The organism is Erythrobacter donghaensis (assembly GCF_001557325.1).
GTDB classification, from domain to species: domain Bacteria; phylum Pseudomonadota; class Alphaproteobacteria; order Sphingomonadales; family Sphingomonadaceae; genus Erythrobacter; species Erythrobacter donghaensis_B.
The window spans coordinates 1-23,423 of sequence record NZ_LSJS01000090.1 but is presented as its reverse complement, the minus strand read 5'-3'; the positions used below and the strand labels follow the sequence as shown (position 1 = coordinate 23,423).

The window sequence follows — 23,423 nt, the reverse complement described above, 5'->3', positions numbered from 1 at the left end:
CTAAAGAGCGCTCGCTACCTACCCGCGCAAGGCGGCCCCCGCCGGATGGATACCAAATGGCATGTCGCCCAGACAAATGATCGCAGCACGCGTATCTTGCGGCAGCGCGGAGATCCCAGCGATCAATGAATGGGCCATTCCCCGACGGGCGTCGGAAGCTCGGGTCTGGCATAGTTCGCGCTTCCCAAGGATATCCCTGAGTTCAGCGGCATCCGCGTCCGTTACGATATGAGGCGGCGGTAAACCCGCCTGTTCGATTGTATCGACGATATGCGCCAGCACTGGCCGTCCGCCCAGATTGGTCCGGAGCTTGTCGAAGCCCATCCGGCTCGAACGGCCGGCGGCCAGCACTATCGGTCGCACGCACATGTGCATTCGTCTTTAGTAATTGCCGGAGAGCACGTCATGCGCCCAGCGGTTGGATAGGTTCGTATAGGGGTGCGCTACCCTTTCCGATCATACTCCCGTCCCATTCCCGCACAGCCATCTCCAATCCTCCCCACCATTTCCGCGACTGGCGGTTCATGTGTTCAGATGGCGTTAGTGGATATTTGCACCATCGTCGATCATGCCGCCCGTCGGCTGGATGGTAAGGAGTGTTATCAAAGCAAAGATGACGCAGGCCAGGCCGAGAAGGGCAAAGTACCACCAGATACCATTGGCCAGTAAAGAGAAGTAAATTGCGGGTACGAAGAACGCGGCGGCAGAGCCGCTCTGGACGACAACACCGTTAGCCAGGCCAACAATAGCGGTGTTCTTGAGAACGCGTGGAATCATGATCATGACCACCGCCACCATCGTACCAGGCGTGGCGAAACCCCAGACCATCAAGCTCACAATCGTTAAGGTTACGCTCGATTGAGGCAGGAAAAGAGAGATGCTCGCCATACAGGCTAAGACGGATATGGTTGCGGCAACGAGCTTGAACGAGTGACCGCGGGAGAGAAGAAAGCCGGTCAATATCCCTCCGCAGATACTGGCGATATTCGAGATCGCTACGGCAGCAGATCCCATGGATACGGAAACACCAAGAGTCTTGGCCATGTATTGAGGCATGACGATATTGACGCCAAAACCAGCGATGGTGAGTATCGCGAATGCGGCCGCCAACCGGAGTACGCCCGATTCTCCGATCACCGCCCGCAAGGCGTCGTCGTTGCCAGCGGTTCCGCGGGACGTCTGTCCAGGCACCGGGAGCAAGCCGACGGAAAGGGCAAGGCCGGCTGCCGCCGCACCATGAATGACGAATGGCAGACGCCAGTGTTCGGTTGCGGAGAATGGAGCGGCAAGGAGCAGACCGGCGCTTATGCCTGCGGCGAAATAGGTCGACCAGAGCGCCATGGCCCCGGTTTGCCGTTTTCCCGATGTAGTCATGATGAGGAGCGAAGGAGCGGCAGCGGTGATCGCTACAAAGCCGATACCTTCGATCAGACGTGCCGCTTCGATCAGGCCCAAGCTGTCGCTTATGTAGCAAATGGCGTTTGCGATCACGATGAGCACACATGCGCCAGCGAGCATGGGCCGAGCACCGTACCTATCGACTGCTGACCCGCCCAGGGTTGAGCCGAGTGTGGGAGCAATGAACAGGAGACCGATAATCCAGCCGATCTCCTGCGGAGAAGAGCCGAGCGCCTTGCCCATATCCGCTGCGATCGGCGCCATCTTGCCGGCGGACGCTATGGCAAGCAGACCGTAACAATAGACAAGAAAGATTGAGCCCCAGCCTGCGCTTTCGGCTTTCGATGTCGTGACGGTCATAAGGTATCCCCCTCTATGCCCGCCCTCCGTCTGCGTGAACTCAACTGCGGAACCGCCGCAGCCTGGTTCAGACTGGTTGGCGGCTATCGATCTCCATGCCAATGAAGCGCATGCCCCCGTTTCGACGGTGACAGCATCCATGCTTTAATCATGCCAGTAGAGTCTGGCCGGGTTGTCCACGAGCAGGCGATGTTGCAACTCAGGCGTCGGTGCGATGCGGGGGATCATATCGACCAGCGCGCCATCGTCCGAAATTGCATCTTGCATGTTCGGGTGCGGCCAGTCGGTGCCCCACAGGACGCGATCCGGATAGTCTTCGACAAGGGGGCGCACGGCCTGTGCGAAAGCATCCCATGGCGGGCCGCTGCCATCGAGGCGGTCGGGACAGGTCACCTTGGTCCAGATATCGTCGCGGCTGTCGAGGAGTGCCCGGAAGACACGCATATCCGGTCCATCCGGTCCTTGCGTGACATCGGGCCGCCCCATATGGTCGACGACGATCAGCGTAGGGATGGCGTCGAGGAACGAACGGAGTTCTTCCAGGATATCCGCCTCGAAATAGACGACGACATGCCAGCCGAGGCCCTGGATGCGACGGGCGACCTCAAGGAATTTGTCCTTGGGCGCATCGTCGACCAACCGTTTCAGGAAGTTGAACCGCACGCCGCGAATGCCGCCTTGGTGCAGGTTTTCAAGTTCGGCATCGCTGATGGCTGGATCGACAACCGCTACCCCGCGCGCGCGTCCATCGGATTTTGCGATTGCATCCAGCGTCGCACTGTTGTCCGTGCCGTGGCAACTGGCCTGCACGATGACGTTGCGGGAGAAACCGAGCCTGTCGCGCAACGCGAACAACATGTCCGGCCCGGCATCTTCGGGAAGATATTTGGCCTTCGCGCTGAAGGGGAACTGCGCCATCGGTCCGAAGACATGGCAGTGCGCATCGACCGCGCCGGCGGGTGGTACAAACCGCGGGCGTGAGGGATCGGCGTGCCAGCTTACGATACGACTCATGCGAAAATCTCTCCATCCATAAGCTTGCGCGCGGTACGCAAGATGGCGGCGCTGGTGACCTGGCCGTCTGCATCCGTCTCCATGACGCAGCTCATCTCGCCGGTAGGATGCTCCACCGACAGGGTCTTGCGGGCACCGCCTGGGATTGACGCGACCTGCGCGGCGGGCGATCCCTCGATCAAGCAGGCGGTGGCGACGCTGACCGCGCCGAGAACACCGATCGAGGCATGTGCGCGGTGGGGGATGAAGCTGCGTACCGTGACGGCGCCTCCGTCGCGCGGTGGTGCAACCAGCATCATCTTGGGTACGGATTTCTCGCGCACGTCGCCGAGGTTCATTCGTTCGCCGACGGCAAGGCGGATCGCCTCGATCCGTGCCTTGAGATCGCTGGCGCCGTCCAGCTCGTCACGACTCTCGTAGCCGGCCGCACCGACGTCTTCGGCCTTCATCACGACGCAGGGCATGCCGTTGTCGATCAACGTGACCGGCACGCCGTTCACGATGTCACAGGCATTTCCGGTAGGCAGCAGCGCGCCGCAGGATGAGCCTGCCGTTTCGCGGAACTCTAGCGGGATCGGAGCCGCCGTGCCCGGTACGCCGTCGATCCTTGCCGCCCCGTCATAGCGCACGCGCCCTGACGGTGTTTCGATTGTCGCCACGGCAATCTGGCCGGTGTTCATCATGTAGATGGTGACACGCGTCTCGCTGTCCTGTGCCGGCACCAATCCGCGTTCGATCGCGAACGGACCGACGCCGGCCAGGATATTGCCGCAATTTTGTGCATCGGTAACGATAGGCTTGTCGACGAATACCTGAAGAAACAGATAGTCGACATCGATGCCGGGACGCTCGGATTTCGAGATCACGGCCACCTTGCTTGTCAAGGGATCCGACCCGCCCATCCCGTCGATCTGGCGGGGATCGGGCGATCCCATCGCGCGGAGCAGGAAGGCGTCGCGTGCCGCGATATCGGCAGGGAGGTCATCTTTGAGGAAATAGCCCCCTTTGGATGTGCCGCCACGCATCCACATGACGCGGGTGGGGTCAGACATATTTCAGGCCCATTTCGGCGAGGCGGCCACGCATATCGTAAATGTCGAGGCCGAGTTCCCCGGCAGCGAGCCGTTGACGCTTCGTTTCCTCATTGGCTTCGCGTGCCTGGGCCTTTGCCAACACGTCGGCGGCGCGTTCGCGCTCGACCACACAGACCCCATCGTCATCTGCAATGATCACGTCACCGGGACGGATCACGGCGTCTGCGCAAACGACGGGGACATTGACCGATCCCAGCGTCGCCTTCACCGTACCCTGTGCGAAGATGGCCTTCGACCAGACAGGAAAGCCCATGGCCGTCAGATCGCGCACGTCACGTACCCCCGCATCGATTACCAGCCCCCGGCAACCCCGTGCCATCGCCGAGGTGGCGAGAAGGTCTCCGAAATAGCCGTCTTCGCAAGGCGAGGTGGGGGCGAGCACGAGAATGTCGCCGGGCTGCAGCTGCTCGATGGCGACATGCACCATCCAGTTGTCCCCGGGAGGCGCGGAGATGGTGACCGCCGAGCCCGCGATACGGGCGCCTGCATAGATCGGGCGCATGCGGGAGGCGAGCAGCCCTGTGCGGCCTTGCGCTTCATGGACCGTCGCAACGCCGCAAGAGGCGAGGGCGTCGATTACCGGCGCTTCCGCTCGCTCGATAGATTGGACGACTAAACCCGACACAACGCTCTCCTTGGCAACGATAACTGGGAGAATGCGCGCCGTTCCGTCCTTGCAGCAAATCCGTTCTTTGCCCGATGAATAAGAATTTGCTAATCGTGCAGCATGGAACGGCTGGACGTGAATCTGCGGCATCTGCGCGCCTTTCTGGCGATCATGGAAAGTGGAAGCGTGACGGCAGCCGCGCGTGAGGTTCACCTTACCCAGCCTGCAGTGACGCAGGGAATCGCCAAGCTGGAGTTGCGGTTCGGGGTGCCGCTTTTCGAACGGCAGCCGCGCCGCATGATCCCCACGGATGAGGCACGAATCCTGGCGCCGCGCGCTACCGCGATCATTCGGCTTCTGGGGCAAACGCGCGCGACGGCGGCGCAGGTTTCCGCTTTTCTCGGCTTATCGCGAGCGGGAAGTTATGCAAATGCTGCGACGGCCATGGGTCTGAGCGAAGCATCGCTGCATCGGGCGGTGAGCGACCTTTCGCTCGCTTTGGGACAGGATCTTGTGAGGCGGCGCGGCAAGGGTGTTGTCCTGACGGCGCGCGGCTTGGCGATGGCGCGCAATTTCCGGCTCGCGCTTGCCGAGCTTCGATCGGCGGATATTGAGCTGGCCGCATTGCGAGGCCACGAAAGAGGGCGCATCACGATCGGAGCGATGCCGCTTTCGCGTGCGCGCCTGTTACCGAGCGCCGTCGCAGCGTTTCATCGCGCGAAGCCGGATATCGATATCGTCATCATGGAGGGCTCCTATGCCGAGCTGACGGGGCCGCTGCGTGACGGCGATATCGATATGATGGTCGGTGCGGCGAGGACAAATATATCGGCAGATATGGCACAGAGAGAACTTTTCGACGATCCGCTCATCATTCTTGCCGGCGCGCACCACCCGCTGGCGCAGGCCCGCCGGCCCCCGACGATTGCGGCGCTCGCGCGGTATCCATGGATCGTGGCCGCGGCTGGTACGCCGTTAAGGGCGCATTGGCAGTCGATGTTCGAGGAGGTCGGCGTTACGCCACCACGCGTGCCGATGGAATGCGGCTCAGTCATGATCGTCCGGCAAATTCTTGTCGAAAGCGATTTCCTCACTCTGCTGTCGCCCGATCAGGTCAGTGTGGAACTGGAGGCGGGGTGGCTCGTGAGAATTGCAGGCCCGGTGCGTCCGATGTCGCGCACCATCGGTTTGACCGTCCGATCGGATTGGCGGCCTACGCCGGCACAGGCTGCTCTGATCGAGGTTATCGAGGAACAGGCCGCAGTGCTGCGCGACGAACACACTTCGTAATTTCTAATGCATTAGGTGCCAATCCGATTGGCGGTGCGTGGACGGTTGCCGCTAATCTCGGCAAATGGATCAGATTGCTGTCGCTTTGATTGGTTTCGGAGAAGCGGGCCGCAGCTTTGCGGAAGCAGGGTCCTGGTCGACTTCGGCGCGTGTCTTCGACGTTTTGACCGATGATCCGGCCAGCGCCGACCGCAAGCGTCGTGAGTATCTGGCAGCTGGCGTTGCGGGAAGCGACACGCTTGCCGATGCGGTGAGCCGCTCGCCGCTGGTGCTTTCGCTGGTGACGGCAGATCAAGCCGTCGTGGCCGCGCGCGCCGCCGCCTCGCTGGTCGCTCCTGCTGCGATGTTCTGTGACATGAACAGCGTGGCGCCTGAAACCAAGCGCATCGCCGCACAAACGATTGAAGCTGCCGGCGGGTGGTATGTGGACGTGGCGGTCATGGCGCCGGTCAATCCCGCCAAGCTCTCCGTACCGCTGTTGCTGAGCGGCGTCAGAGGGAGCGACGCGGCGGCGGCACTGGAGCGGTTGGGTTTCACGAATATCCGGGTAGTGGGCGACAAGGTCGGTCAGGCCTCGGCGATCAAGATGATCCGTTCGGTGATGGTGAAAGGTATCGAAGCCCTCACCGCAGAATGCGTGCTCGCGGCGGAAAGGGCAGGGGTCACGGCTGAAGTGCTCGGCTCGCTCGGCCCCGAATGGGATGCCAAGGCGGACTATAATCTCGACCGGATGATGGTTCATGGCCTGCGCCGCGCCGCCGAGATGGAAGAAGTTGCGCTCACGCTCGAAGGGTTGGGGGCAGCAAGCGGGATGACTCGCGAGGCTGTCGCGCTGCATCGCCGTCTGGGTCGATTGGGGGTCACACCTCCGCCGGAAGGGCTTTCCGCGAAAATCGAGAAAATCACCGATCTGGAATCCAAACTAGTGGGGAGGGTTGACGCCGCATGAGTCTGATTATCGACTGCCATGGTCATTATACCGTGCTGCCCAAGGGGCACGATGCCTGGCGAGAGGAGCAGAAGGCGGCTTTCAAAGCGGGCGTGCCTGCGCCGGCCTATCCGGAGATTTCCGACGATGAAATCCGTGACACCATCGAATCCAACCAGCTTCGCCTGATCAAAGAGCGTGGCGCCGACCTCACGATCTTCTCTCCCCGGGCGTCTGCGATGGCCCCGCATGTCGGTGATGCCGGTGTCGCGAAGGAATGGGCGATCCGCTGCAACGACCTGATCTCGCGCGTGGTCGGCCTTTATCCGGAAACTTTCGTTGGCGTGTGCATGCTGCCGCAATCGCCCGCAGCCGACATGGTGAACAGCATCGCGGAACTGGAACGCTGCGTCGATATGGGATTTATCGGGTGCAATCTGAACCCCGACCCGGGCGGCGGCCATTTCCAGCATCCGCCGCTGACAGACCGTTACTGGTATCCCTTTTACGAGAAGATGGTGGAGCTGGACGTTCCGGCGATGATCCACGTGTCGGGCAGCTGCAATCCCGCGATGCATGCCACGGGCGGATACTACATCGCGGCCGACACGATCGCCTTCATGCAGTTGCTCGAGGGAGATCTGTTCAAGGATTTCCCCACCTTGCGCTTCATCATCCCGCATGGCGGCGGTGCCGTCCCCTATCATTGGGGGCGTTACCGGGGCCTGGCCGACATGCTGAAGAAGCCGGCCCTCGATGCGCATCTGATGAACAACATCTTCTTCGACACCTGCGTCTATCACCAGCCAGGCGTCGACCTGTTGGCCGATGTGATCGACAACAAGAATATCCTGTTCGGTTCGGAAATGGTCGGTGCGGTGCGCGGCATCGATCCTACCACCGGCCATTATTTCGACGATACCAAGCGTTATGTGGACGCGCTCGTGATCAGCGACGCGGAGCGTCATGCGATCTTCGAAGGGAACGCCCGCCGGGTTTTTCCGCGGCTCGATTCCCGATTGAAGGAGAGAGGGCTGTGAGCTTCGTTTCGAAAGCCTTCGTTTCGACTGCTTCCGGTGACAAATATGTCCAGCAGCTCATCAAGCATTGGAGCCACCGGTTCGAGACGTCCTATGCCGATGGAGAAGGCCTAGTCCCCTTTTCTGACGTGGCTTCAGCGAGCTTTACCAGCGATCCGGAGGGTATCCGTATCGTCCTGCGCACATCAGGCGCGGAAGAGGCTGAAACCCTGCGGGGGGTAATCGAGAGCCATCTCGACAGGTTCGCCTTTCGGGAAGCCCCTTTGTCTTATACCTGGGAGGATGGGCGGTGACTGGTCGAACAAGGGATATTCACGCCTATTTGGCCGAGTTCGACGATATCCCCGGCACGCGGGTCTATACGGCAAAACGTGCCCGGCAGGGCTATTGGATGAACCAGTTCGCGATGAGCCTGATGAAAGCCGAAAACCGTGAGCGCTGGAAAGCCGATGAGCGTGCCTATATCGATGAATGGCCGATGACCGAGGATCAGAAGCAGGCCGTTCTGGATCGGGACTATAATCGCTGCCTCGATCTCGGCGGCAATATCTATTTTCTGGCCAAGGTCTTCTCGACGGATGGGCTCAGCTTCCTACAGGCCGTCGGCACGATGACCGGCATGAGCCCCCAGGACTATCAGGCGATGATGATTGCCGGCGGCCGCTCGCCTGAAGGCGTCCGCTCGATTCGGGAGAAAAGGTGATGGCCCGCATTTCCGCCGGCGTCGCGACAAGCCATATTCCCGCGATCGGCGCCACGATCGACAACGGCAAGACGGGCGAGCCTTATTGGGCGCCGGTATTTGCCGGCTATGACTGGTCGAAGCAATGGATCGCCGAAGAAAAGCCCGACGTAGTCATCATTGTCTACAATGACCATGCGTCGGCTTTCGACATGCGGATAATCCCCACTTTCGCGATCGGCTGCGCCGATCGCTACGGTATTTGTGATGAAGGCTGGGGACCGCGGCCGGTGCCGGAGGTGATCGGGCATGCAGACCTTGCTTGGCACATTGCGCAAAGCCTGATCCTGGACGAGTTCGACATGACCATCATCAACGAGATGGACGTCGACCACGGCTTGACCGTTCCGCTCAGTCTCATGTTCGGTCAGCCCGAGGCCTGGCCGGTAAAGGTCATTCCGATTGCCGTGAATGTGGTCACATATCCGCCGCCATCGGGCAACCGGTGCTGGCAATTGGGCGAGGCGATCGCGCGGGCAGTGGCGAGCTTCCCCGAAGATCTCAACGTGCAGGTCTGGGGTACGGGTGGTATGAGCCACCAGTTGCAGGGGCCTCGAGCGGGCCTGATCAATGCGGAATGGGACAACCGCTTCCTCGATTTGATGAGCACAAATGACGGGGAGACGCTTCGTACCATTCCCCATATCGAATATCTGCGCGAGACGGGCTCCGAAGGCATCGAAATGGTGATGTGGCTCATCATGCGCGGGGCGCTGGGCCGCATGGTCAAGCCATTGCATCGGCACTATCACGTCCCGGCGTCCAATACCGCGGTCGGACATCTCATATTGAGGCCGGCTGAGAGTTCGTCATCGGAGGTCTAGTGGACTTCGAAGACCTCAAGGCCAGAGTGATCGAACTGCGTGAGACGCAACAATCGATCGCCTCGGTTGTCCAGGACCAACCGCCTGACTGGCGGAAGGAAGTGGTTCGTTTGAGGCTCGAATTGTCGCGCAAGCTGGGCTTTGTCAGCAATTCTACGAATGACTGGCAAGCGCACGCGAGTGCTTCGGCTGCCTGGTCGCGGTTTCGCAAAAACCTGTCGGTCTTGCGCGCCGCGCTGGCTGAGCATCAAGCTCGCTGGCCGGCGGTGGCGCTAGACGAGAGAGCGACTGATTTTCAGGCGTCTACTCGACGCATACGCAAGGCCTTTGATGACCTCGAGCAGGGGCTCGCTGAACTGCAACTGGCTGCTTCGCGAAGCAACCCAACATAAGGAAATGTCACATATGCGGATTGCACTGGCTGGTGCGGGCGCCTTTGGCGAGAAGCACCTGGATGGCCTCAAGAACATCGATGGCGTGACCGTCACTTCGCTGGTCGGCCGCGAGCTGGAGCCGACCCGGGCGATAGCCGAGAAATACGGTGTCGGCCACGTCACTACAGAACTCGATGAAACGCTTGCCCGCGACGACGTCGATGCGGTCATTCTATGCACGCCTACGCAGATGCACGCTAAGCAAGCTATTGCCTGCATGGAGGCAGGCAAGCATGTCGAGGTAGAGATTCCGCTGGCGGACAGCTGGGCAGACGCGCAAGCGGTCCTGGCCAAGCAGAAGGAAACGGGTCTGGTCTGCATGGTGGGCCACACCCGTCGGTTCAATCCGTCGCACCAATATGTGCACAACAAGATCCGGGCCGGAGAACTGAACGTCCAGCAGATGGACGTCCAGACCTATTTTTTTCGCCGCAAGAACATCAACGCGAAGGGTGAGCCGCGTAGCTGGACGGACCATCTGCTGTGGCATCATGCCGCGCATACGGTGGACCTTTTCGCCTATCAGGCCGGAAAGATCGTCGAGGCACATGCGCTGCAGGGGCCAATCCATGCGGAACTTGGGATCGCGATGGATATGTCGATCCAATTGAAGAGCGAAACCGGCGCTATCTGCACCCTTTCGCTGTCGTTCAATAATGACGGACCGCTCGGCACTTATTTCCGGTATATCTGCGATAACGGCACCTACATCGCGCGCTACGACGACCTGGTGAACGGCAAGGAGGAGCCGATCGACGTTTCCCAGGTGGATGTGTCGATGAACGGCATCGAGTTACAGGATCGTGAGTTCGTCGCGGCCATCCGCGAGGGTCGCGAGCCCAATTCCTCAGTCGCCGGCGTATTCGATTGCTATCGCGTGCTTGGCGAACTGGAAGCGCAGCTTGTCCGCTGATCCCTTCGCGCTACCACAGGCAGGAAGAGCATAGTATGACCGCGACCCTTCCAAAGCGCGCTTTAGGCCCGTTTTCCGTGTCAGCAATTGGTCTTGGCTGCATGAACCTTTCGCATGGGTATCAGCCGCGTCCCGAGGCTGAAGCAGCTGAACGGCTACTGTTACATGCGTTGGATAGAGGCGTCACGTTCTTCGATACGGCTGCTCTCTACGGGTTCGGAGCAAATGAGACGCTGATCGGGCGTGCCTTGGGACATCGCCGCAAGGATTTCGTCCTTGCCAGCAAATGCGCGCTTGGCGAGATCAATGGAAAACGCGGTCTCGACGGTTCGGCGGCGGCGATCACGCAGACATTGGATGAAGCATTGATACGATTGAGGACCGATGTCATCGACCTCTACTATCTTCACCGCCTCGATCCGAAGGTACCGATGGAAGAGTCGGTCGGCGCCCTGTCGCGGGCAGTGGAGGCAGGAAAAATTCGCACGATCGGTTTGTCGGAAGTATCGGCAGAAACGATCCGCGCGGTACATGCGATCCATCCGGTGACAGCTGTCCAGACCGAATATTCGCCCTGGACGCGCAATGTGGAACTTGCCGTACTCGATTGCTGCGAGGAGCTCGGGATTGGCTTTATCGCCTTCTCGCCTCTGGCTCGCGGCTTGTTGGCGGGAAGTGTGGGTACGGCAGGTTTCCAGCAAGGCGACCTGAGAGCCGCGATGCCGCGGTTCCAGGAACCTCATTTGACGCGGAACCTCGGGCTTTATGATCAGATGGCTGGGTTGGCCCGGGCTGCAGATTGCACTCCGGCGCAGCTCTGCCTCGCCTGGCTGCTTTCAAAGCGCGACTTCGTCGTTCCGATCCCCGGGACCACGAACATTGATCATCTCGATGAAATTCTGGATACCCTGTCGTTGACCATCTCCGAGGTCGTGTTTGACCAAGTGGACGCCCTTTTCGCTTTTGGCGCCGTTTCGGGACCTCGTTATTCAAAGGAAGCCCAATCGCAAATTGGTACCGAGATTTGGGAGGGTGAGCCGCTTGCCAGCTAGACTGTTCAGGTGAAACGGGTCGTTCGGGACCGGCGACGCAGGGTCGCGGCCGCAGTTCGCCGGCCGGCCGGTGCCCCGCCCGGTCCGAGGAAGGCTCAGCTTCGGCGCGTCGAAATTCTGGAAGCGGCGAGGCGATTGTTTGTTGAGCGAGGCTATGACGCGACGACGATGGATGACGTTTGCGTTGAAACTGGCCTCGCTAAGGGCACACTTTACCATTATTTTTCAAGTAAGACCGAATTGCGTGCGGCACTTCGGGACAACTTCTGCAACATGATATTGAACCGTGTCAAAAGCAGGATCAGTCTTTGCGAATCCGACGATTTTTTCACGCGGATCGATCTTCTGGTCGAGACGGCGGTGGAAAGTTATCTGGACACGCCCGAGTTGCGGGATGTGATCTTCTTCAGTGGGGATACGCCGCTCAGATCCGTGGCCGTGAACGACGGGCTTGTGGGCTATATCAGCGATCTGCTTTCACAAGGAACGCTGGAGGGCGCATGGTGTGTGGATGATCCCCACGCGCTATCAACGCTGATCTATTATAGCATCCATGCGATCGCAGACGATGCCTTGATGAGCGGTGCGCGACGCCCTCGAAGCGCGGTGCGTGTCTCGAAACTGGTCGCTATCACGCCGGACTAACGCTTCTCATCTGGTTTCGCGCAATCAAGATTCCGCGAGTATCGTCGGGCGTTTACATGCATCAGCTATCAGAATGGATGGCTTCTCATCAAATGAGAGTGTCCATACCGCGAAGGCATCCATCGGCCGGATTTGTTAGGGAATGCCAAACTGGATTTCAGGGAAATAGCAAACGTGAATCTTAGCCTTGCGGAGCCAAAACTGCTCCGGGCGCAAGCTTTTGTCGATGGCGCATGGATCGACGGCGAAGCGCGAATCGACGTCTTGAATCCGGCAGACAGCTCCTTGGTCGGCTCGGTCCCGGATCTCGGGTATCGCGAGGCCGAAGGTGCCGTCGACGCGGCCTATCGTGCCTTGACCGATTGGCGAAAAGCTACAGGCAAGCAGCGGGCCGCGATTTTGCGGCGCTGGTATGATCTGGTGCTCGTCCATACGGATGATCTGGCGCGCCTTCTGACGGCCGAGCAAGGCAAACCGTTGCACGAGGCCAAGGCCGAGGTGGTGTATGCGGCATCGTTCATCGAATGGTTCGCGGAGGAGGCGAAGCGTGTGAACGGAGATGTCTTAGCACCTCATGCGGCCGACCACCGTCTCCTGGTGCGACGCGAACCCGTGGGTGTGGTAGGCGCTGTAACACCCTGGAATTTTCCGCTCGCCATGATCACCCGAAAGGCAGCGCCAGCTCTGGCTGCCGGCTGTACCATGGTGCTGAAGCCGTCGGAATTGACGCCGCTTTCAGCGCTCGCTTTGGCGTGGCTGGCCGACCAGGCCGGAGTGCCGGCGGGAGTTTTCAATATCGTGACCGGTCAGCCCGCGCCGATCGGCGATGTGCTGACGGCTGACAAGCGCGTTCGCAAGTTCACCTTCACTGGTTCGACAGGCGTTGGCAAGATGCTCGCCGCCCGTTGTATGAGCACCGTGAAGAAGGTTTCCCTCGAATTGGGTGGAAACGCGCCGTTCATTGTCTTTGATGATGCGAAACTCGACGATGCGGTTGAAGGCGCAATAGCATCAAAGTTCCGGAATTCAGGTCAGACCTGCGTCTGCACAAATCGCATTCTGGTCCAATCCGGCGTTTATGAAGCCTTTTCCCGGCAGCTGGCGGCACGTGTTCGCGCGCTTGCCGTCGGGCCGGGTCTTTCGACCGGCGCGGATCAGGGGCCATTGATCGATGAACGTGCCGTTGCAAAGGTCGAAAGCCATATCGAAGACGGCGTCAAACATGGTGCCAGGATATTGACCGGAGGGCGACGAGTGCCCGGGGCAGGCCATTTCTTCGAGCCGACCGTTCTCGTAGATGTTTCGCCGGATGCTCTCCTATGTCGGGAGGAAACCTTTGGCCCCCTTGCCGGCCTCGTCCGTTTCCAGACAGAGGATGAGGCGATCAATTTGGCGAATGCCACGGACAGCGGCTTGGCGGCTTATGTATACACGCAATCCCTTGAGCGCAGTTGGAAGGTGAGTGAGGCTCTTGAATATGGGATGGTTGGGCTCAACACCGGCCTGATTTCGACGGAGGTCGCGCCTTTCGGTGGGGTGAAGGAATCCGGTCTCGGGCGGGAAGGATCACGATATGGGATCGATGAGTATCTCAATTTGAAATTCGTCTGTCATCAGATCGGTTAGGACGCATCCGATTCCAAGCGTTTCTTTAGAACTGGATTGTCAAAGAGAAACGGCAAAAAACGAACGCGCTGGCTGTTGATGACAGGCCGTTACTACGGTAGCTGAATCGACCGCGCGATTAAGCTCGTGCGACAGTCGAACAACGTAGTGCGTACGAGCTTATCATGGCGAAGAAGACCGACATTATCAACGAATATGAAGCAGCGGCTGTCGCCTTACGCCACCTATATAGCGTCTGTTCGGCAATCCCGATCTGACGACAGGCCTCGTCGGTGGTCCCGCCTCGCCCGACAATCACATCAACCTCACGCAGCTTCGCGATGATCTGTTCCGGCGTAAATCGCTGACGTCCCATATATTTCTCCATTCCTTTCGCCCGCTCGGGCTCTCTTCAGAAATGGACCAATTTTCTCAAGGCAGACCAATTTTATGAAAATCAATCGACCAGCCGCGCAAAAAGTAACGGCCATACTGCGTCGGCGAACAAAAGATCATGGAGGCGCTCAACCGCCAGTGACGTTCATATGGCGTTCGACAGCCGGCTGTGATCGCGCAATGTCGAACTCGTGGCGGAGTGGCTTGGCGGTCATTACGGCATCCAGCGCCGCGTCGATCGCATCCCGGCCACCAACACGCATCGCATCGCGCAGTTCGATGCGCTGGTCGCGGCCGAGACAACCAAAAATGGTGCCAGTAGCCGATATGCGGATGCGGTTGCAGCCGGCGCAGAAATTGTCGGTGAGGGGCGTAATGAAGCCTATCCGCCGACTGGTTTCGGCAACGTCATAATAGCGCGCCGGTCCGCCGGTTCGGTGGAGCGACGGAATCAGGACATATTCGCGCGCCAGCCGACGTTTCACGAGGTCGAGGGGCAGATAATGATTGGTCCGGTCTTCTTCCACCGCACCCAACGGCATCGTCTCGATCAGCGAGAGATCGAATCCCCGTTCGCCGCACCAGCCAACCATTGTTCCGATTTCATCTTCGTTGAGCGCCTTGAGCGCAACCATGTTGATCTTCACGGCGAGGCCCGCGTCTTGCGCGGCGGCGATCCCGGCCAACACCTGGTCCAGGTCGCCGCGCCGGGTGATCGCCCGGAAGCGCTCGTGGTCGAGGCTGTCGAGGCTGATGTTGAGTCTGCGAATGCCATATCGATGGAGGTCGCGCGCGACTGTGGCGAGCTGGGTAGCGTTGGTTGTCATCGTCAGCTCATCAAGGCCGTTGCCGATGTGTTGGCCGATCGCCTCCACCAACCCGACGATGCCGCGACGGACCAGAGGCTCGCCACCGGTCAGGCGGATGCGTCGCACACCTCGCGCGATCAGGGCATCGGCCAGTTCCGCCAGTTCCTCCAGGGTGAGGAGGTCCTGGCGCGGCAGGAACTCCATGCGCTCGGCCATGCAATAACGGCAGCGCAGGTCGCACCGATCGGTGACGGACAGGCGGACATAAGTGATCGTTCGGCCGAAACGGTCGGTCAGGCTGCGCCAAGGCTTCCCTCTATCGGGAGTTGGAGTGGCCGTGAGGCCTTCCCGTTCAGCCATGGCGCACACGTCCCTCCCTGTTCATGGCCTGTTGCCCCTGATCCAGGGATGATGTGGAGGAGTCATCCTTCGTCAGCAGGCTTCGCAGGCAGCCTATCAAATTCGGCAGCGAGATTGGCTGATATGCGCTCGAGGACCGATCGACAGATTTCAACTTCGCGCGGCTCGATGCCAGCAACAGCGACCTTGTTGATGTCGATCGCGTATTGCATCAGCTCCTTTTCGAGCGCACGGCCATGATCTGTAAGAGTAATCCGCAATTTTCGACGATCATCCTTGTCCTTGGCGCGTTGCACCAGCCCTTGCCGAAGCATGGCGTTTATCATGGCGACCGTCGTATTTTCGGTGACGTTAGTCATGTCGCTCAGATATTTTTGGGTCACCCCGTCCCTGAGCCATAGGACACGAAGATAGTACCAGAAACCGGTTTTGAGTTCGTGCTTGGCCAAATAGGCACTCAAGAGCCGATCGAACCGTCGGTGGCAGCGCCGAACCTGATAGCCCAAACTCAGTTCCGGATCGAGTTTGGGGGCGTGCTTCGACATCTGTTCACTCCTGACGGGTTCAACCGATCCTCCACTCGCACAGACGCCGCACGAACGCATCGCAAAACCGTACCCGGCACCCGAAACCCATATTCCTATGATGGTCCTCGGGATATTAAACGTGTCCCGAGGACCATCATGTGAGCAGTAGACTGGCCTCGTGCAGGATGGTTTCTTAGATGCGGAACTCGGCGAAAGTCTCGGGCGCGAACATCTCTTCTATGGTGAGCTGGCGGGGCGACAGGCCCTGCTCGTGATGGTAACGCGTGAATGTCTCGATGACGTGGCGGTTCTTTTCGATGCCATAGGGCCACCATTCCCTGCCCATCGTAGCAATAGTGTCCTCCACTGCGGCGATCTGCCATGGCAACATCGTTTTCAGCGATGCCGACACCAACAATTGTTCATAGCTCAACCGCTGGGCTTCTACGAATGCCTTGTAAAGCGCCTGAGCAATCCATCGATTCTTCTCATACACGTCTCGCCGGATGGCCACGACATGCATGATCGGGAAGATTCCTGTCTTCGCGAAATAGGCTTTTTCAACGTCCACAAAATTGGGGAAGAGGCGCCGAACCTTGCCCGGCTCCGAATAGAAGGTCGACGGCGCCCGCGCAGTATGCAGCGCATCGATCTCTCCATCCGCCAGCATGCGCTTCAAGGTCTGGGTGGGTCCGATCGGCTCGACCTTGAACTTGTCGGGTAGATTGAGCTTCAGCTTCTCCTCGCGCCCCGGCTCCTCTTCACCACCCGTGACGTAGGTGACCGACGCAGGATCAATGCCATACTCGTCCTGCAGGATGCCGCGGATCCAGACCGGAGCCGTCATCTGATATTCAGGCACGCCGATCCGCTTGCCGACGAGATCCTCGGGCTTTTCGATGCCGCTTTTGGCGGAGACGAAAATGCAGGAGTGGCGGAAGAAGCGCGAAGGAAAGACGGGAATGGCGATGAAGCCAGGATTCTCGCGGCCCAGGGTCACGCAATAGGACGACATCGACAGTTCAGCGACATCGAATTCTCGATTGCGCAGCATGCGGAAGAAGGTTTCCTCGACATCCAGAACCTGAAAGTTGAGGTCGATGCCGTCGGGCCGGACCGCGCCCGTCTGGAGGGCTTCGGTGCGGTCATAGCCCCAACAGGCGAGGGAAAGGCTCAGTCTGGTCATTGTCACGGTTTCTCCGATAGAGTGTCGAGAAGTTGGTTGGGCGCTACGTCCGTATTGCGTCGGCTCGATTCGAGGAGCGCGACGCAACAGGCCATGGTATCAAGTCCCCAGCGCCCGTCATGGATCGGGCGGCGAATGCCTAGGCAACCGCCGACAAACTCGTCGATGACTTCCTTGCGCGGCAGGGCAGGGGGCTCGATCGGCTGGAAATCGCGTTCGGTGTCCCCATAAATTGAGAGCCCCTTGGGCGACAGTTTCAGGTCCGCGCGGTCGCAGCTGACGATGATGAAACCGAAATGCTCATGATGCGGCGCTGGCGTGTCGGCAGCGACAGCCGGGACGCCGTATGTGCGCTTCAGTTTGGCTTCGATTTCATCCTGCGATGATAGCGTCGCAAGCCTCTTACGCGCCTCGCCGTAGCGATCCGGGTCCTTGTCATAGCCAAGCTCCGCTATCCACCCCACCAGTTCGTCGCTGTCATAATGCGCATATCCGCTATAGGTCAGCGACGCTGCAGCACCGGCTTCAAATGTCACCAGCGCCGTATAGGCGCCTTCGCTCGGGCGGCTGCTATCCCAGTTGGCGGCGACGGCGCGAACAGATGAAACGGGCTGCCCGACAAGGCGGCGCACGACATCGATCTGGTGCGCCGCTTGGCTGTAGACGACGCCGCCGCCACGGGCGCTATCCAGTTCTTCCGGACGCCTGGGCCGGAACATGAAATCGGTGAAGTTGAGCGCCGTGACCATCCGCACGGCACCGAACCTGCCTGAGGCAACCAATTGCGCGGCAGCCTGTACGGGTGCATCGAAGCCGTGGCTGGGTCCGACCACGAGCACCTTGCCGGCATCGGCGGCGGCGCGCTCTATACGCGCGCAATCTGCAAGCGTTGTCGCCATCGGCTTTTCGACCAGCACATGCTTTCCAGCCCGCAGAGCGGCGATGGCCTGCTCGGCATGCAACTCATGCGGGGTGGCTATATAAACCGCATCGATAACCGGCGAATACAAGAGCGCGTCGAGCGTATCGAACGCCGGCGCGCCGAATTCGTCCGCGAAGCGTTCCCGAGCTTCGCGGCGCAGGTCGAAAGCCCCGGCAAGCGCTACGCGAGAATCGGCCTTCAGCGCGGGCAGAGTGAGCATGAAACCCCGGCCGAGCCCAATGATTCCTAGTCGCAACGCATTTGCCATTCTTTGCCTGCCGCTCCCTTCAACCCGAAAATCAGGCTTGAAAAAGCCATTACTACGATATAGAAGTAATTTCAAGGGCGCATCCTGAGGGTGATTCGTCTTCGTGCCAAGCCAAAATGAGGAGGGTAGCTAATGACTCCGGAACAAAATGATCTGCTTTGCCGTGTGGAGGGCGAGGCCCCAATGGGGAAGCTGATGCGGCAGCACTGGTTGCCCGCCTGCATGATCGAGGACGTCGCCGAGCCAGACGGCACGCCGTTGCGTGTTCGCTTGCTGGGTGAGAACATGGTCGTGTTCCGCAATACGGAGGGGCGCATCGGTGCGCTCGACGAGCTGTGCCCGCACCGGCGCGCTTCCCTTGCCTTCGGTCGCAACGAGGAATGCGGCCTGCGTTGCCTTTATCATGGCTGGAAATTCGATGTGGACGGCAATGCCGTCGACATGTCTTCCGAGCCGGTCGATGCAAAGCTACGCGGCACGATGAAGACCAAGGCATATCCGGTGGTAGAATCTGCTGGTTTCGTCTGGGTGTGGATGGGTGACCCGGAAAATGTCATCCCTTTCAGCCCGCCGAACTGGTCGGCCGCGCCGGCTGAGAAGATCAGCATCGTGAAAATGCATGGCGGCTGCAACTGGGCGCAGGTTCTCGAAGGGTCGATCGATTCGGCGCACAGTTCGAGCCTGCATTCATCGAACATGCCGACGGCCACCGAAGTAAGCGGCTCGACGGCTACGGACACCGCGTGGCTTCGCCCGTCGGCCGACAAGGCGCCCAAGATTGAAGTGCAGAAAACGCCGTTCGGCTTTCGTTATGCTGCTATCCGCAAGCCGATCATCGATGCGGACAAGCAGGACTATGTACGCATGACTCTGTTCCAGGCTCCGTTCACGGTGCACATCCCGTCCAACGACCAATATCATCTGTCACAGATGCTGGTTCCGATCGACGATGTGAACACCATGTTCTATTGGATCGCCTGGCATCCGACGAAGGGCATCAGTCAGGATGCCTGGCGCAAGTTCTGCGGGGCGGAGATTGGCAAGGACGTCGAGCCCGTTACCTTCAAAAAGCGGCGCAACGCCGAAAACAACTATCTGCAGGACCGGGCCCTGATGAAAGCCGGCGACTTTACCGGCATCTACGGCATTCCCTGTCAGGACATGGCGATGTGGGAATCGATGGGGCCGATCGCCGACCGCAGCGAGGATCTGCTCGGCTCGAGCGACAAGGCGATCTTCACCTTCCGCACCCAGATGTATCGCGCCGCCCAGGCTGTTCAGAAAGGCGAGCCGGCACTGGGTGCTGTAGAACCGCGCGTGCCACTGGCGAAGCTCATGTCGTTCGAGGGCATGGTCCCCAAGGGCGATGACTGGCGGCTGATCAACGTCTCCGAGGAGGAGAGGCGCTTGACCGGCGTCTTCGCCGACAAGGAAGAAGTTGAAGATCTGGCGGACGCGGTTTCCTGATGCGTGAGTCGGATTTGATCGCGGGCCTGGATCAGCAACAACTCGACAACTTCGTCGATTATGTTCTGAGTGAGGATCTGGGGAGCGGAGACGTCACGAGCCGTGTGTCAGTCCCCGCCAGCGCGCGCTTTTCCGCCGTTCTGGCTGCCCGGCAACCGATAGTGGTTGCCGGGCTCCAGCTGGCAGCCGCGTTTTTCGGTAAGCTCGACCCCGAGGTCGCTATCGAATTCCTGGTGCAGGATGGGGACAATGTTGCCGCTGGGCAGCCCCTCATGCGAATTGCGGGAAGCGCGCAGCTCATGCTCGCGGCCGAGAGGTCCGCTCTCAATACGCTCCAGCACCTGACCGGCATCGCGACGGTGACGCGATCTTATGCCGAAGCGATCGCCGGTACGGATTGCGTCCTTCTCGATACGCGCAAGACAATTCCCGGTCTTCGGGCGATCGAGAAATATGCCGCCAAGGTGGGCGGGGCGCGGAATCATCGCATGCGTCTGGATGACGGTATCCTGATCAAGGACAACCACATCGCCGCCGCTGGCAGCATTGTCGAAGCGGTCAAGGCTGCGAAAGCCGCCAATACCGGGCTGGAAGTCCAGGTCGAGGTTGACGGGATCGAACAAATCGAGCCTGCGCTGATGGCGGGGGCGGATCGTCTGCTTTGCGACAACATGTCTCCTGCCAAGCTCAAAGAGGCCGTCGCCCTTGTCGGCGGCCGCGTCCCCATCGAAGCGTCAGGCGGCGTGCGGCTCGATACGATTAGGGAAATCGCGTCGACTGGCGTCGATTTTGTATCAGTCGGGCGCATCACCCAAAGTGCTCCCGCGGCCGATATCGGATTGGACTACGCGCTTTCCCCATGAGCCTTGCGCGCCAAGGCGGCGTGGAGGTTTTTCAGTCGATAGCAGACTGCCAAAAAGCATATTTGGAAATTAGAGGACTAATGGAGATTACCGTTACAACGCGCACTGGCGAGCGCGTGACCGTCACACCGAATGGCGCAACCACGTTACTGGAAGCGATCCGCGACGCAGGCATCGACGAGTTGCTTGCATTGTGCGGAGGGTGTTGCTCCTGCGCAACCTGCCATATCCAGGTCGATGAAGCGTTTCTCGATCGCTTGCCACCCATGAGTACGGATGAGGACGATCTTCTGGACTCGTCCGAGCACCGTTGCTCAAGATCTCGGTTATCCTGTCAGTTGACTATCTCTGATGCTCTGGACGGACTTTGCATCACGATTGCGCCGGAAGATTGAGGGCACTTGAGTTCGCAAAGAGAGCTCAATCAGGCTCTTGCCGTTAACCGACGGCGTGACAAGCAAAGCACGGCTTATGTAATCCTGTAAGGAAGCTATCTATCCCATGAGCGAGCGGTACGATGTTCTTATTGTTGGGGCCGGGCATGGGGGAGCTCAAGCCGCGCTCGCGCTGCGCCAGCATAAATATGCGGGAAGTGTGGCACTGCTGGGAGATGAGCCAGATCCGCCATATGAACGCCCGCCGCTCTCCAAGGAATATTTCTCAGGCGAAAAGAGCTTCGAAAGAATTCTCATTCGACCTCAGGCAATCTGGGCCGAGCGCGATATCGAGTTGCAGCTCCTGCGACGGGTTGTGGCCGTCGATCCGGCGGAGCAAAATGTTGTGCTCTCCGACGGAAGCCGCATTGGCTATGGCAAGCTGATCTGGGCAACTGGCGGTGCGCCTCGTCGCTTGAGCTGTTCGGGAAGCGATCTCATGGGTGTCCACAACGTCCGCACTCGTGCTGACGCTGACCGCATGCTGGCCGAGACGCCGAAAGTGCAGAATGTCGTGGTGATCGGTGGCGGGTATATCGGCCTCGAGGCGGCTGCGGTACTCGCCAAGCTCGGCAAGCAAGTGACGGTGCTGGAAGCGATGGATCGTGTGCTGGCAAGGGTCGCTGGTGAACCGCTTTCTCGTTTTTATGAGGCTGAACATCGGGCGCATGGCGTTGAGATCCATTTGAACGCCAAAATGGATTGCCTGATTGGACATGATGGATGGGTAACGGGTGTCCGGATGTCTGACGGCTCGGTCTTACCCGCAGACATGGTTGTCGTCGGCATCGGGATCGTTCCGGCCGTAGAGCCATTGATCGCGGCGGGTGCGGCAAGCGGGAACGGGGTAGAAGTCGATGAATTCTGTCAGACTTCGTTGCCGAACATTTACGCGATCGGCGATTGCGCGATCCATGCCAACCCCTTTGCTGGCGGTCAGCGGATCCGGTTGGAGTCAGTTCAGAACGCCAATGACCAGGCCATAACGGCCGCCAGGCATATTGCTGGTGACGCCGCGCCGTACCACGCCGTTCCCTGGTTCTGGTCGAACCAATATGATCTCAAGCTCCAGACTATCGGGCTTAGCTTGGGATACGATGAAGTCGTCGTGCGGGGCCAGAGCGCAGCGCGCAGCTTCACGCTCGTATATCTTAGCAAGGGTAAGGTGCTGGCCCTTGACTGCGTCAACTCTGTGAAGGACTATGTTCAGGGTAAGGCACTCGTTATCACGCAGGCCACTCCTGATAAATCTGTACTTGCAAACCCTGAGATTCCTATCAAGTCACTTTTGGTGAGTTGATAGAACTGTTGTTATAATAACAATTCTGATAAATTTCTGAGTATATACAAAATTAACTGAAACTTTCTCTTTACACATGTGAAGGTTTTTCTTGTATTTTCTAGAATCAGTTTGGCAGTACATAGACATAGTTGATATGTATTTTTGATTTCGGGTGGCCGGAATTGCATGTTTTGCGACGAAAAGGCAGGTCGTGCCTGCCCGTACTGATTTGCCGCTTACGATGGATAGCATCATGCACGCCTCCGTCCTTATCATCCTGCATGAGGGTCATAAGATGCTCCAGGTCCACGCAAGCGAGGCGGCTTCCTGGAAGGCACTCCTGGGTTTTGTAGAGCAGCAATGGCAGGCCCGCTTCGGTTCGCTTTTGCCACCTCTGGACGAAACGAAGCGGATTGAGGCGTTTTTCAAGGATGAGGGGGATTACCTGATCGGCAAGGTGGACGTATCGGAAATCCGGCAACAAATCGAAGACCAAGACAGCAACGTTCCCGATGCCGGGGAGCAGGTCCGTATTTGAGTGCCTCATATTGGGCGACAGCATCGGGCTGGGGACCGCACGCGCCATCAACGCGAAATATGCCCCCCAGTGCGATGTGCTAGCGGCCGAGCGTGTGCATGCACATCAGATACTTGGATGGCGTTTCCCAACGAAGAAGTACGGCGCATGCGTCTTTTCGGTCGGATCCAACGACGATGCAAGGTCTGATCTCGCCGCCAGGCTGACGAGTATCCGTATCCGGACCATCTGCCATCGGGTCATTTGGCTTCTTCCTTACAGTCGTCAACATGCCTACATTGTGAACTCGGTCGCTGCGACCTATGCTGATGAGACGATCGATCTGCTGCGCTTTCCGACGCGGGATCGGATACACCCGACGCGCTACGACCGTAAGCGTCCGGCCAGCCACGAGTTGCGCGGTCGGCGCTGGACGGTGAAGGACG

26 protein-coding genes and 1 pseudogene are annotated in these 23,423 nt (G+C 59.3%); 17 read left to right on the top strand and 10 right to left on the bottom strand.

Annotation, left to right across the window (positions count from 1 at the left end; all coding sequences use genetic code 11):
• Positions 1–18: 18 nt before the first annotated feature.
• From AX692_RS04615 to ligK, 5 genes are all read right to left on the bottom strand, one after another.
• Positions 19–351 carry an NTP transferase domain-containing protein gene (locus AX692_RS04615; RefSeq protein WP_196491765.1) on the bottom strand — a complete coding sequence of 111 codons (333 nt, stop codon included), beginning with the start codon at positions 349–351 and terminating at the stop codon, positions 19–21.
• Between the two features lie 189 nt (positions 352–540).
• Positions 541–1,758 (bottom strand): MFS transporter, encoded by a 1,218-nt coding sequence (locus AX692_RS04610; protein ID WP_017184813.1) that lies wholly within the window; start codon positions 1,756–1,758, stop codon positions 541–543.
• A gap of 144 nt (positions 1,759–1,902) precedes the next feature.
• Positions 1,903–2,772 carry an amidohydrolase family protein gene (locus AX692_RS04605; protein WP_026002709.1) on the bottom strand — a complete coding sequence of 290 codons (870 nt, stop codon included), beginning with the start codon at positions 2,770–2,772 and terminating at the stop codon, positions 1,903–1,905.
• The gene (locus AX692_RS04600; RefSeq protein ID WP_026002708.1) at positions 2,769–3,824 is read right to left on the bottom strand and encodes a 4-oxalomesaconate tautomerase; all 1,056 of its coding nucleotides are present in this window, start codon (positions 3,822–3,824) and stop codon (positions 2,769–2,771) included. Before AX692_RS04600 ends, AX692_RS04605 begins: the two co-directional genes overlap by 4 nt.
• Entirely contained in the window at positions 3,817–4,491 is a 675-nt protein-coding gene (gene ligK / locus AX692_RS04595; protein ID WP_026002707.1) for a 4-carboxy-4-hydroxy-2-oxoadipate aldolase/oxaloacetate decarboxylase, read from the bottom strand. Before ligK ends, AX692_RS04600 begins: the two co-directional genes overlap by 8 nt.
• 102 nt (positions 4,492–4,593) lie before the next feature.
• On the opposite strand from ligK, the gene AX692_RS04590 reads away from it, so the two are divergent.
• The 11 genes from AX692_RS04590 to AX692_RS04540 all read left to right on the top strand — a co-directional run bounded on the left by AX692_RS04590 (position 4,594) and on the right by AX692_RS04540 (position 13,967).
• On the top strand, positions 4,594–5,763 hold the full coding sequence (locus AX692_RS04590) for a LysR substrate-binding domain-containing protein (RefSeq protein ID WP_017184809.1): 1,170 nt from the start codon (positions 4,594–4,596) through the stop codon (positions 5,761–5,763).
• Positions 5,764–5,827: 64 nt separating this feature from the next.
• Positions 5,828–6,712, top strand: coding sequence for an NAD(P)-dependent oxidoreductase (locus tag AX692_RS04585; RefSeq protein WP_017184808.1), 885 nt, complete (start codon positions 5,828–5,830; stop codon positions 6,710–6,712).
• Positions 6,709–7,731, top strand: a complete 1,023-nt coding sequence (locus AX692_RS04580; RefSeq protein WP_017184807.1) for an amidohydrolase family protein — start codon at positions 6,709–6,711, stop codon at positions 7,729–7,731. Before AX692_RS04585 ends, AX692_RS04580 begins: the two co-directional genes overlap by 4 nt.
• A complete protein-coding gene (locus tag AX692_RS04575) occupies positions 7,728–8,024 on the top strand; it encodes a DUF2218 domain-containing protein (protein WP_017184806.1) in 297 nt (98 codons plus the stop codon). Before AX692_RS04580 ends, AX692_RS04575 begins: the two co-directional genes overlap by 4 nt.
• Entirely contained in the window at positions 8,021–8,434 is a 414-nt protein-coding gene (gene ligA / locus AX692_RS04570) for a protocatechuate 4,5-dioxygenase subunit alpha (RefSeq protein ID WP_026002706.1), read from the top strand. The genes AX692_RS04575 and ligA overlap by 4 nt, the downstream gene beginning before the upstream one ends.
• Positions 8,434–9,297, top strand: coding sequence for a class III extradiol dioxygenase subunit beta (locus AX692_RS04565; RefSeq protein WP_017184804.1), 864 nt, complete (start codon positions 8,434–8,436; stop codon positions 9,295–9,297). The genes ligA and AX692_RS04565 overlap by 1 nt, the downstream gene beginning before the upstream one ends.
• Positions 9,297–9,689 carry a hypothetical protein gene (locus AX692_RS04560; protein WP_017184803.1) on the top strand — a complete coding sequence of 131 codons (393 nt, stop codon included), beginning with the start codon at positions 9,297–9,299 and terminating at the stop codon, positions 9,687–9,689. The genes AX692_RS04565 and AX692_RS04560 overlap by 1 nt, the downstream gene beginning before the upstream one ends.
• A 13-nt stretch (positions 9,690–9,702) precedes the next feature.
• Entirely contained in the window at positions 9,703–10,644 is a 942-nt protein-coding gene (locus AX692_RS04555; protein ID WP_017184802.1) for a Gfo/Idh/MocA family oxidoreductase, read from the top strand.
• A 35-nt stretch (positions 10,645–10,679) separates the two neighbouring features.
• On the top strand, positions 10,680–11,696 hold the full coding sequence (locus AX692_RS04550; RefSeq protein WP_026002705.1) for an aldo/keto reductase: 1,017 nt from the start codon (positions 10,680–10,682) through the stop codon (positions 11,694–11,696).
• Positions 11,697–11,705: 9 nt separating this feature from the next.
• A complete protein-coding gene (locus AX692_RS18810) occupies positions 11,706–12,341 on the top strand; it encodes a TetR/AcrR family transcriptional regulator (RefSeq protein WP_081095131.1) in 636 nt (211 codons plus the stop codon).
• Between the two features lie 174 nt (positions 12,342–12,515).
• Entirely contained in the window at positions 12,516–13,967 is a 1,452-nt protein-coding gene (locus AX692_RS04540) for an NAD-dependent succinate-semialdehyde dehydrogenase (RefSeq protein ID WP_017184799.1), read from the top strand.
• Between the two features lie 214 nt (positions 13,968–14,181).
• Here the strand turns inward: AX692_RS04540 and AX692_RS20780 are convergent.
• The 5 genes and pseudogenes from AX692_RS20780 to AX692_RS04515 all read right to left on the bottom strand — a co-directional run.
• Positions 14,182–14,322, bottom strand: a pseudogene (locus AX692_RS20780) (transposase); the annotation flags it as partial.
• 148 nt (positions 14,323–14,470) lie between these two features.
• Entirely contained in the window at positions 14,471–15,511 is a 1,041-nt protein-coding gene (gene moaA / locus AX692_RS04530) for a GTP 3',8-cyclase MoaA (RefSeq protein ID WP_051034329.1), read from the bottom strand.
• 62 nt (positions 15,512–15,573) lie between these two features.
• Positions 15,574–16,056, bottom strand: coding sequence for a MarR family winged helix-turn-helix transcriptional regulator (locus tag AX692_RS04525; RefSeq protein ID WP_017184796.1), 483 nt, complete (start codon positions 16,054–16,056; stop codon positions 15,574–15,576).
• A 175-nt stretch (positions 16,057–16,231) separates the two neighbouring features.
• Positions 16,232–17,224, bottom strand: coding sequence for a PhnD/SsuA/transferrin family substrate-binding protein (locus AX692_RS04520; protein ID WP_017184795.1), 993 nt, complete (start codon positions 17,222–17,224; stop codon positions 16,232–16,234).
• A 2-nt stretch (positions 17,225–17,226) separates the two neighbouring features.
• On the bottom strand, positions 17,227–18,414 hold the full coding sequence (locus AX692_RS04515; RefSeq protein ID WP_017184794.1) for a Gfo/Idh/MocA family protein: 1,188 nt from the start codon (positions 18,412–18,414) through the stop codon (positions 17,227–17,229).
• A 132-nt stretch (positions 18,415–18,546) separates the two neighbouring features.
• On the opposite strand from AX692_RS04515, the gene AX692_RS04510 reads away from it, so the two are divergent.
• From AX692_RS04510 to AX692_RS04490, 6 genes are all read left to right on the top strand, one after another.
• The gene (locus AX692_RS04510) at positions 18,547–19,881 is read left to right on the top strand and encodes a Rieske 2Fe-2S domain-containing protein (protein ID WP_017184793.1); all 1,335 of its coding nucleotides are present in this window, start codon (positions 18,547–18,549) and stop codon (positions 19,879–19,881) included.
• On the top strand, positions 19,881–20,744 hold the full coding sequence (gene nadC / locus AX692_RS04505; RefSeq protein ID WP_017184792.1) for a carboxylating nicotinate-nucleotide diphosphorylase: 864 nt from the start codon (positions 19,881–19,883) through the stop codon (positions 20,742–20,744). Before AX692_RS04510 ends, nadC begins: the two co-directional genes overlap by 1 nt.
• Positions 20,745–20,824: 80 nt before the next feature.
• Positions 20,825–21,139 (top strand): 2Fe-2S iron-sulfur cluster-binding protein, encoded by a 315-nt coding sequence (locus tag AX692_RS18800; protein ID WP_037478039.1) that lies wholly within the window; start codon positions 20,825–20,827, stop codon positions 21,137–21,139.
• 106 nt (positions 21,140–21,245) lie between these two features.
• Entirely contained in the window at positions 21,246–22,478 is a 1,233-nt protein-coding gene (locus AX692_RS04500; RefSeq protein WP_017184790.1) for an NAD(P)/FAD-dependent oxidoreductase, read from the top strand.
• A gap of 223 nt (positions 22,479–22,701) precedes the next feature.
• Complete coding sequence (locus tag AX692_RS04495; protein WP_017184789.1) at positions 22,702–22,998, top strand: hypothetical protein; 297 nt, start codon at positions 22,702–22,704, stop codon at positions 22,996–22,998.
• A gap of 10 nt (positions 22,999–23,008) precedes the next feature.
• Positions 23,009–23,423: hypothetical protein (locus AX692_RS04490; RefSeq protein ID WP_230961034.1), on the top strand; the 415-nt coding region annotated here is incomplete at its 3' end.

What these genes read in the sequence shown, in the direction of transcription:
- AX692_RS04590 (WP_017184809.1), top strand. Translation starts at nt 4,594, where the DNA reads ATGGAACGGCTGGACGTGAATCTGCGGCATCTGCGCGCCTTTCTGGCG.
- nadC (WP_017184792.1), top strand. Translation starts at nt 19,881, where the DNA reads ATGCGTGAGTCGGATTTGATCGCGGGCCTGGATCAGCAACAACTCGAC.
- AX692_RS04600 (WP_026002708.1), bottom strand. Translation starts at nt 3,824, where the DNA reads ATGTCTGACCCCACCCGCGTCATGTGGATGCGTGGCGGCACATCCAAA.
- AX692_RS04495 (WP_017184789.1), top strand. Translation starts at nt 22,702, where the DNA reads ATGGATAGCATCATGCACGCCTCCGTCCTTATCATCCTGCATGAGGGT.
- AX692_RS04515 (WP_017184794.1), bottom strand. Translation starts at nt 18,414, where the DNA reads ATGGCAAATGCGTTGCGACTAGGAATCATTGGGCTCGGCCGGGGTTTC.
- AX692_RS04550 (WP_026002705.1), top strand. Translation starts at nt 10,680, where the DNA reads ATGACCGCGACCCTTCCAAAGCGCGCTTTAGGCCCGTTTTCCGTGTCA.
- AX692_RS04565 (WP_017184804.1), top strand. Translation starts at nt 8,434, where the DNA reads ATGGCCCGCATTTCCGCCGGCGTCGCGACAAGCCATATTCCCGCGATC.
- AX692_RS04580 (WP_017184807.1), top strand. Translation starts at nt 6,709, where the DNA reads ATGAGTCTGATTATCGACTGCCATGGTCATTATACCGTGCTGCCCAAG.
- AX692_RS04520 (WP_017184795.1), bottom strand. Translation starts at nt 17,224, where the DNA reads ATGACCAGACTGAGCCTTTCCCTCGCCTGTTGGGGCTATGACCGCACC.
- AX692_RS04610 (WP_017184813.1), bottom strand. Translation starts at nt 1,758, where the DNA reads ATGACCGTCACGACATCGAAAGCCGAAAGCGCAGGCTGGGGCTCAATC.
- AX692_RS18800 (WP_037478039.1), top strand. Translation starts at nt 20,825, where the DNA reads ATGGAGATTACCGTTACAACGCGCACTGGCGAGCGCGTGACCGTCACA.
- AX692_RS04500 (WP_017184790.1), top strand. Translation starts at nt 21,246, where the DNA reads ATGAGCGAGCGGTACGATGTTCTTATTGTTGGGGCCGGGCATGGGGGA.
- moaA (WP_051034329.1), bottom strand. Translation starts at nt 15,511, where the DNA reads ATGGCTGAACGGGAAGGCCTCACGGCCACTCCAACTCCCGATAGAGGG.
- AX692_RS04585 (WP_017184808.1), top strand. Translation starts at nt 5,828, where the DNA reads ATGGATCAGATTGCTGTCGCTTTGATTGGTTTCGGAGAAGCGGGCCGC.
- AX692_RS04510 (WP_017184793.1), top strand. Translation starts at nt 18,547, where the DNA reads ATGACTCCGGAACAAAATGATCTGCTTTGCCGTGTGGAGGGCGAGGCC.
- AX692_RS04605 (WP_026002709.1), bottom strand. Translation starts at nt 2,772, where the DNA reads ATGAGTCGTATCGTAAGCTGGCACGCCGATCCCTCACGCCCGCGGTTT.
- AX692_RS04525 (WP_017184796.1), bottom strand. Translation starts at nt 16,056, where the DNA reads ATGTCGAAGCACGCCCCCAAACTCGATCCGGAACTGAGTTTGGGCTAT.
- AX692_RS04555 (WP_017184802.1), top strand. Translation starts at nt 9,703, where the DNA reads ATGCGGATTGCACTGGCTGGTGCGGGCGCCTTTGGCGAGAAGCACCTG.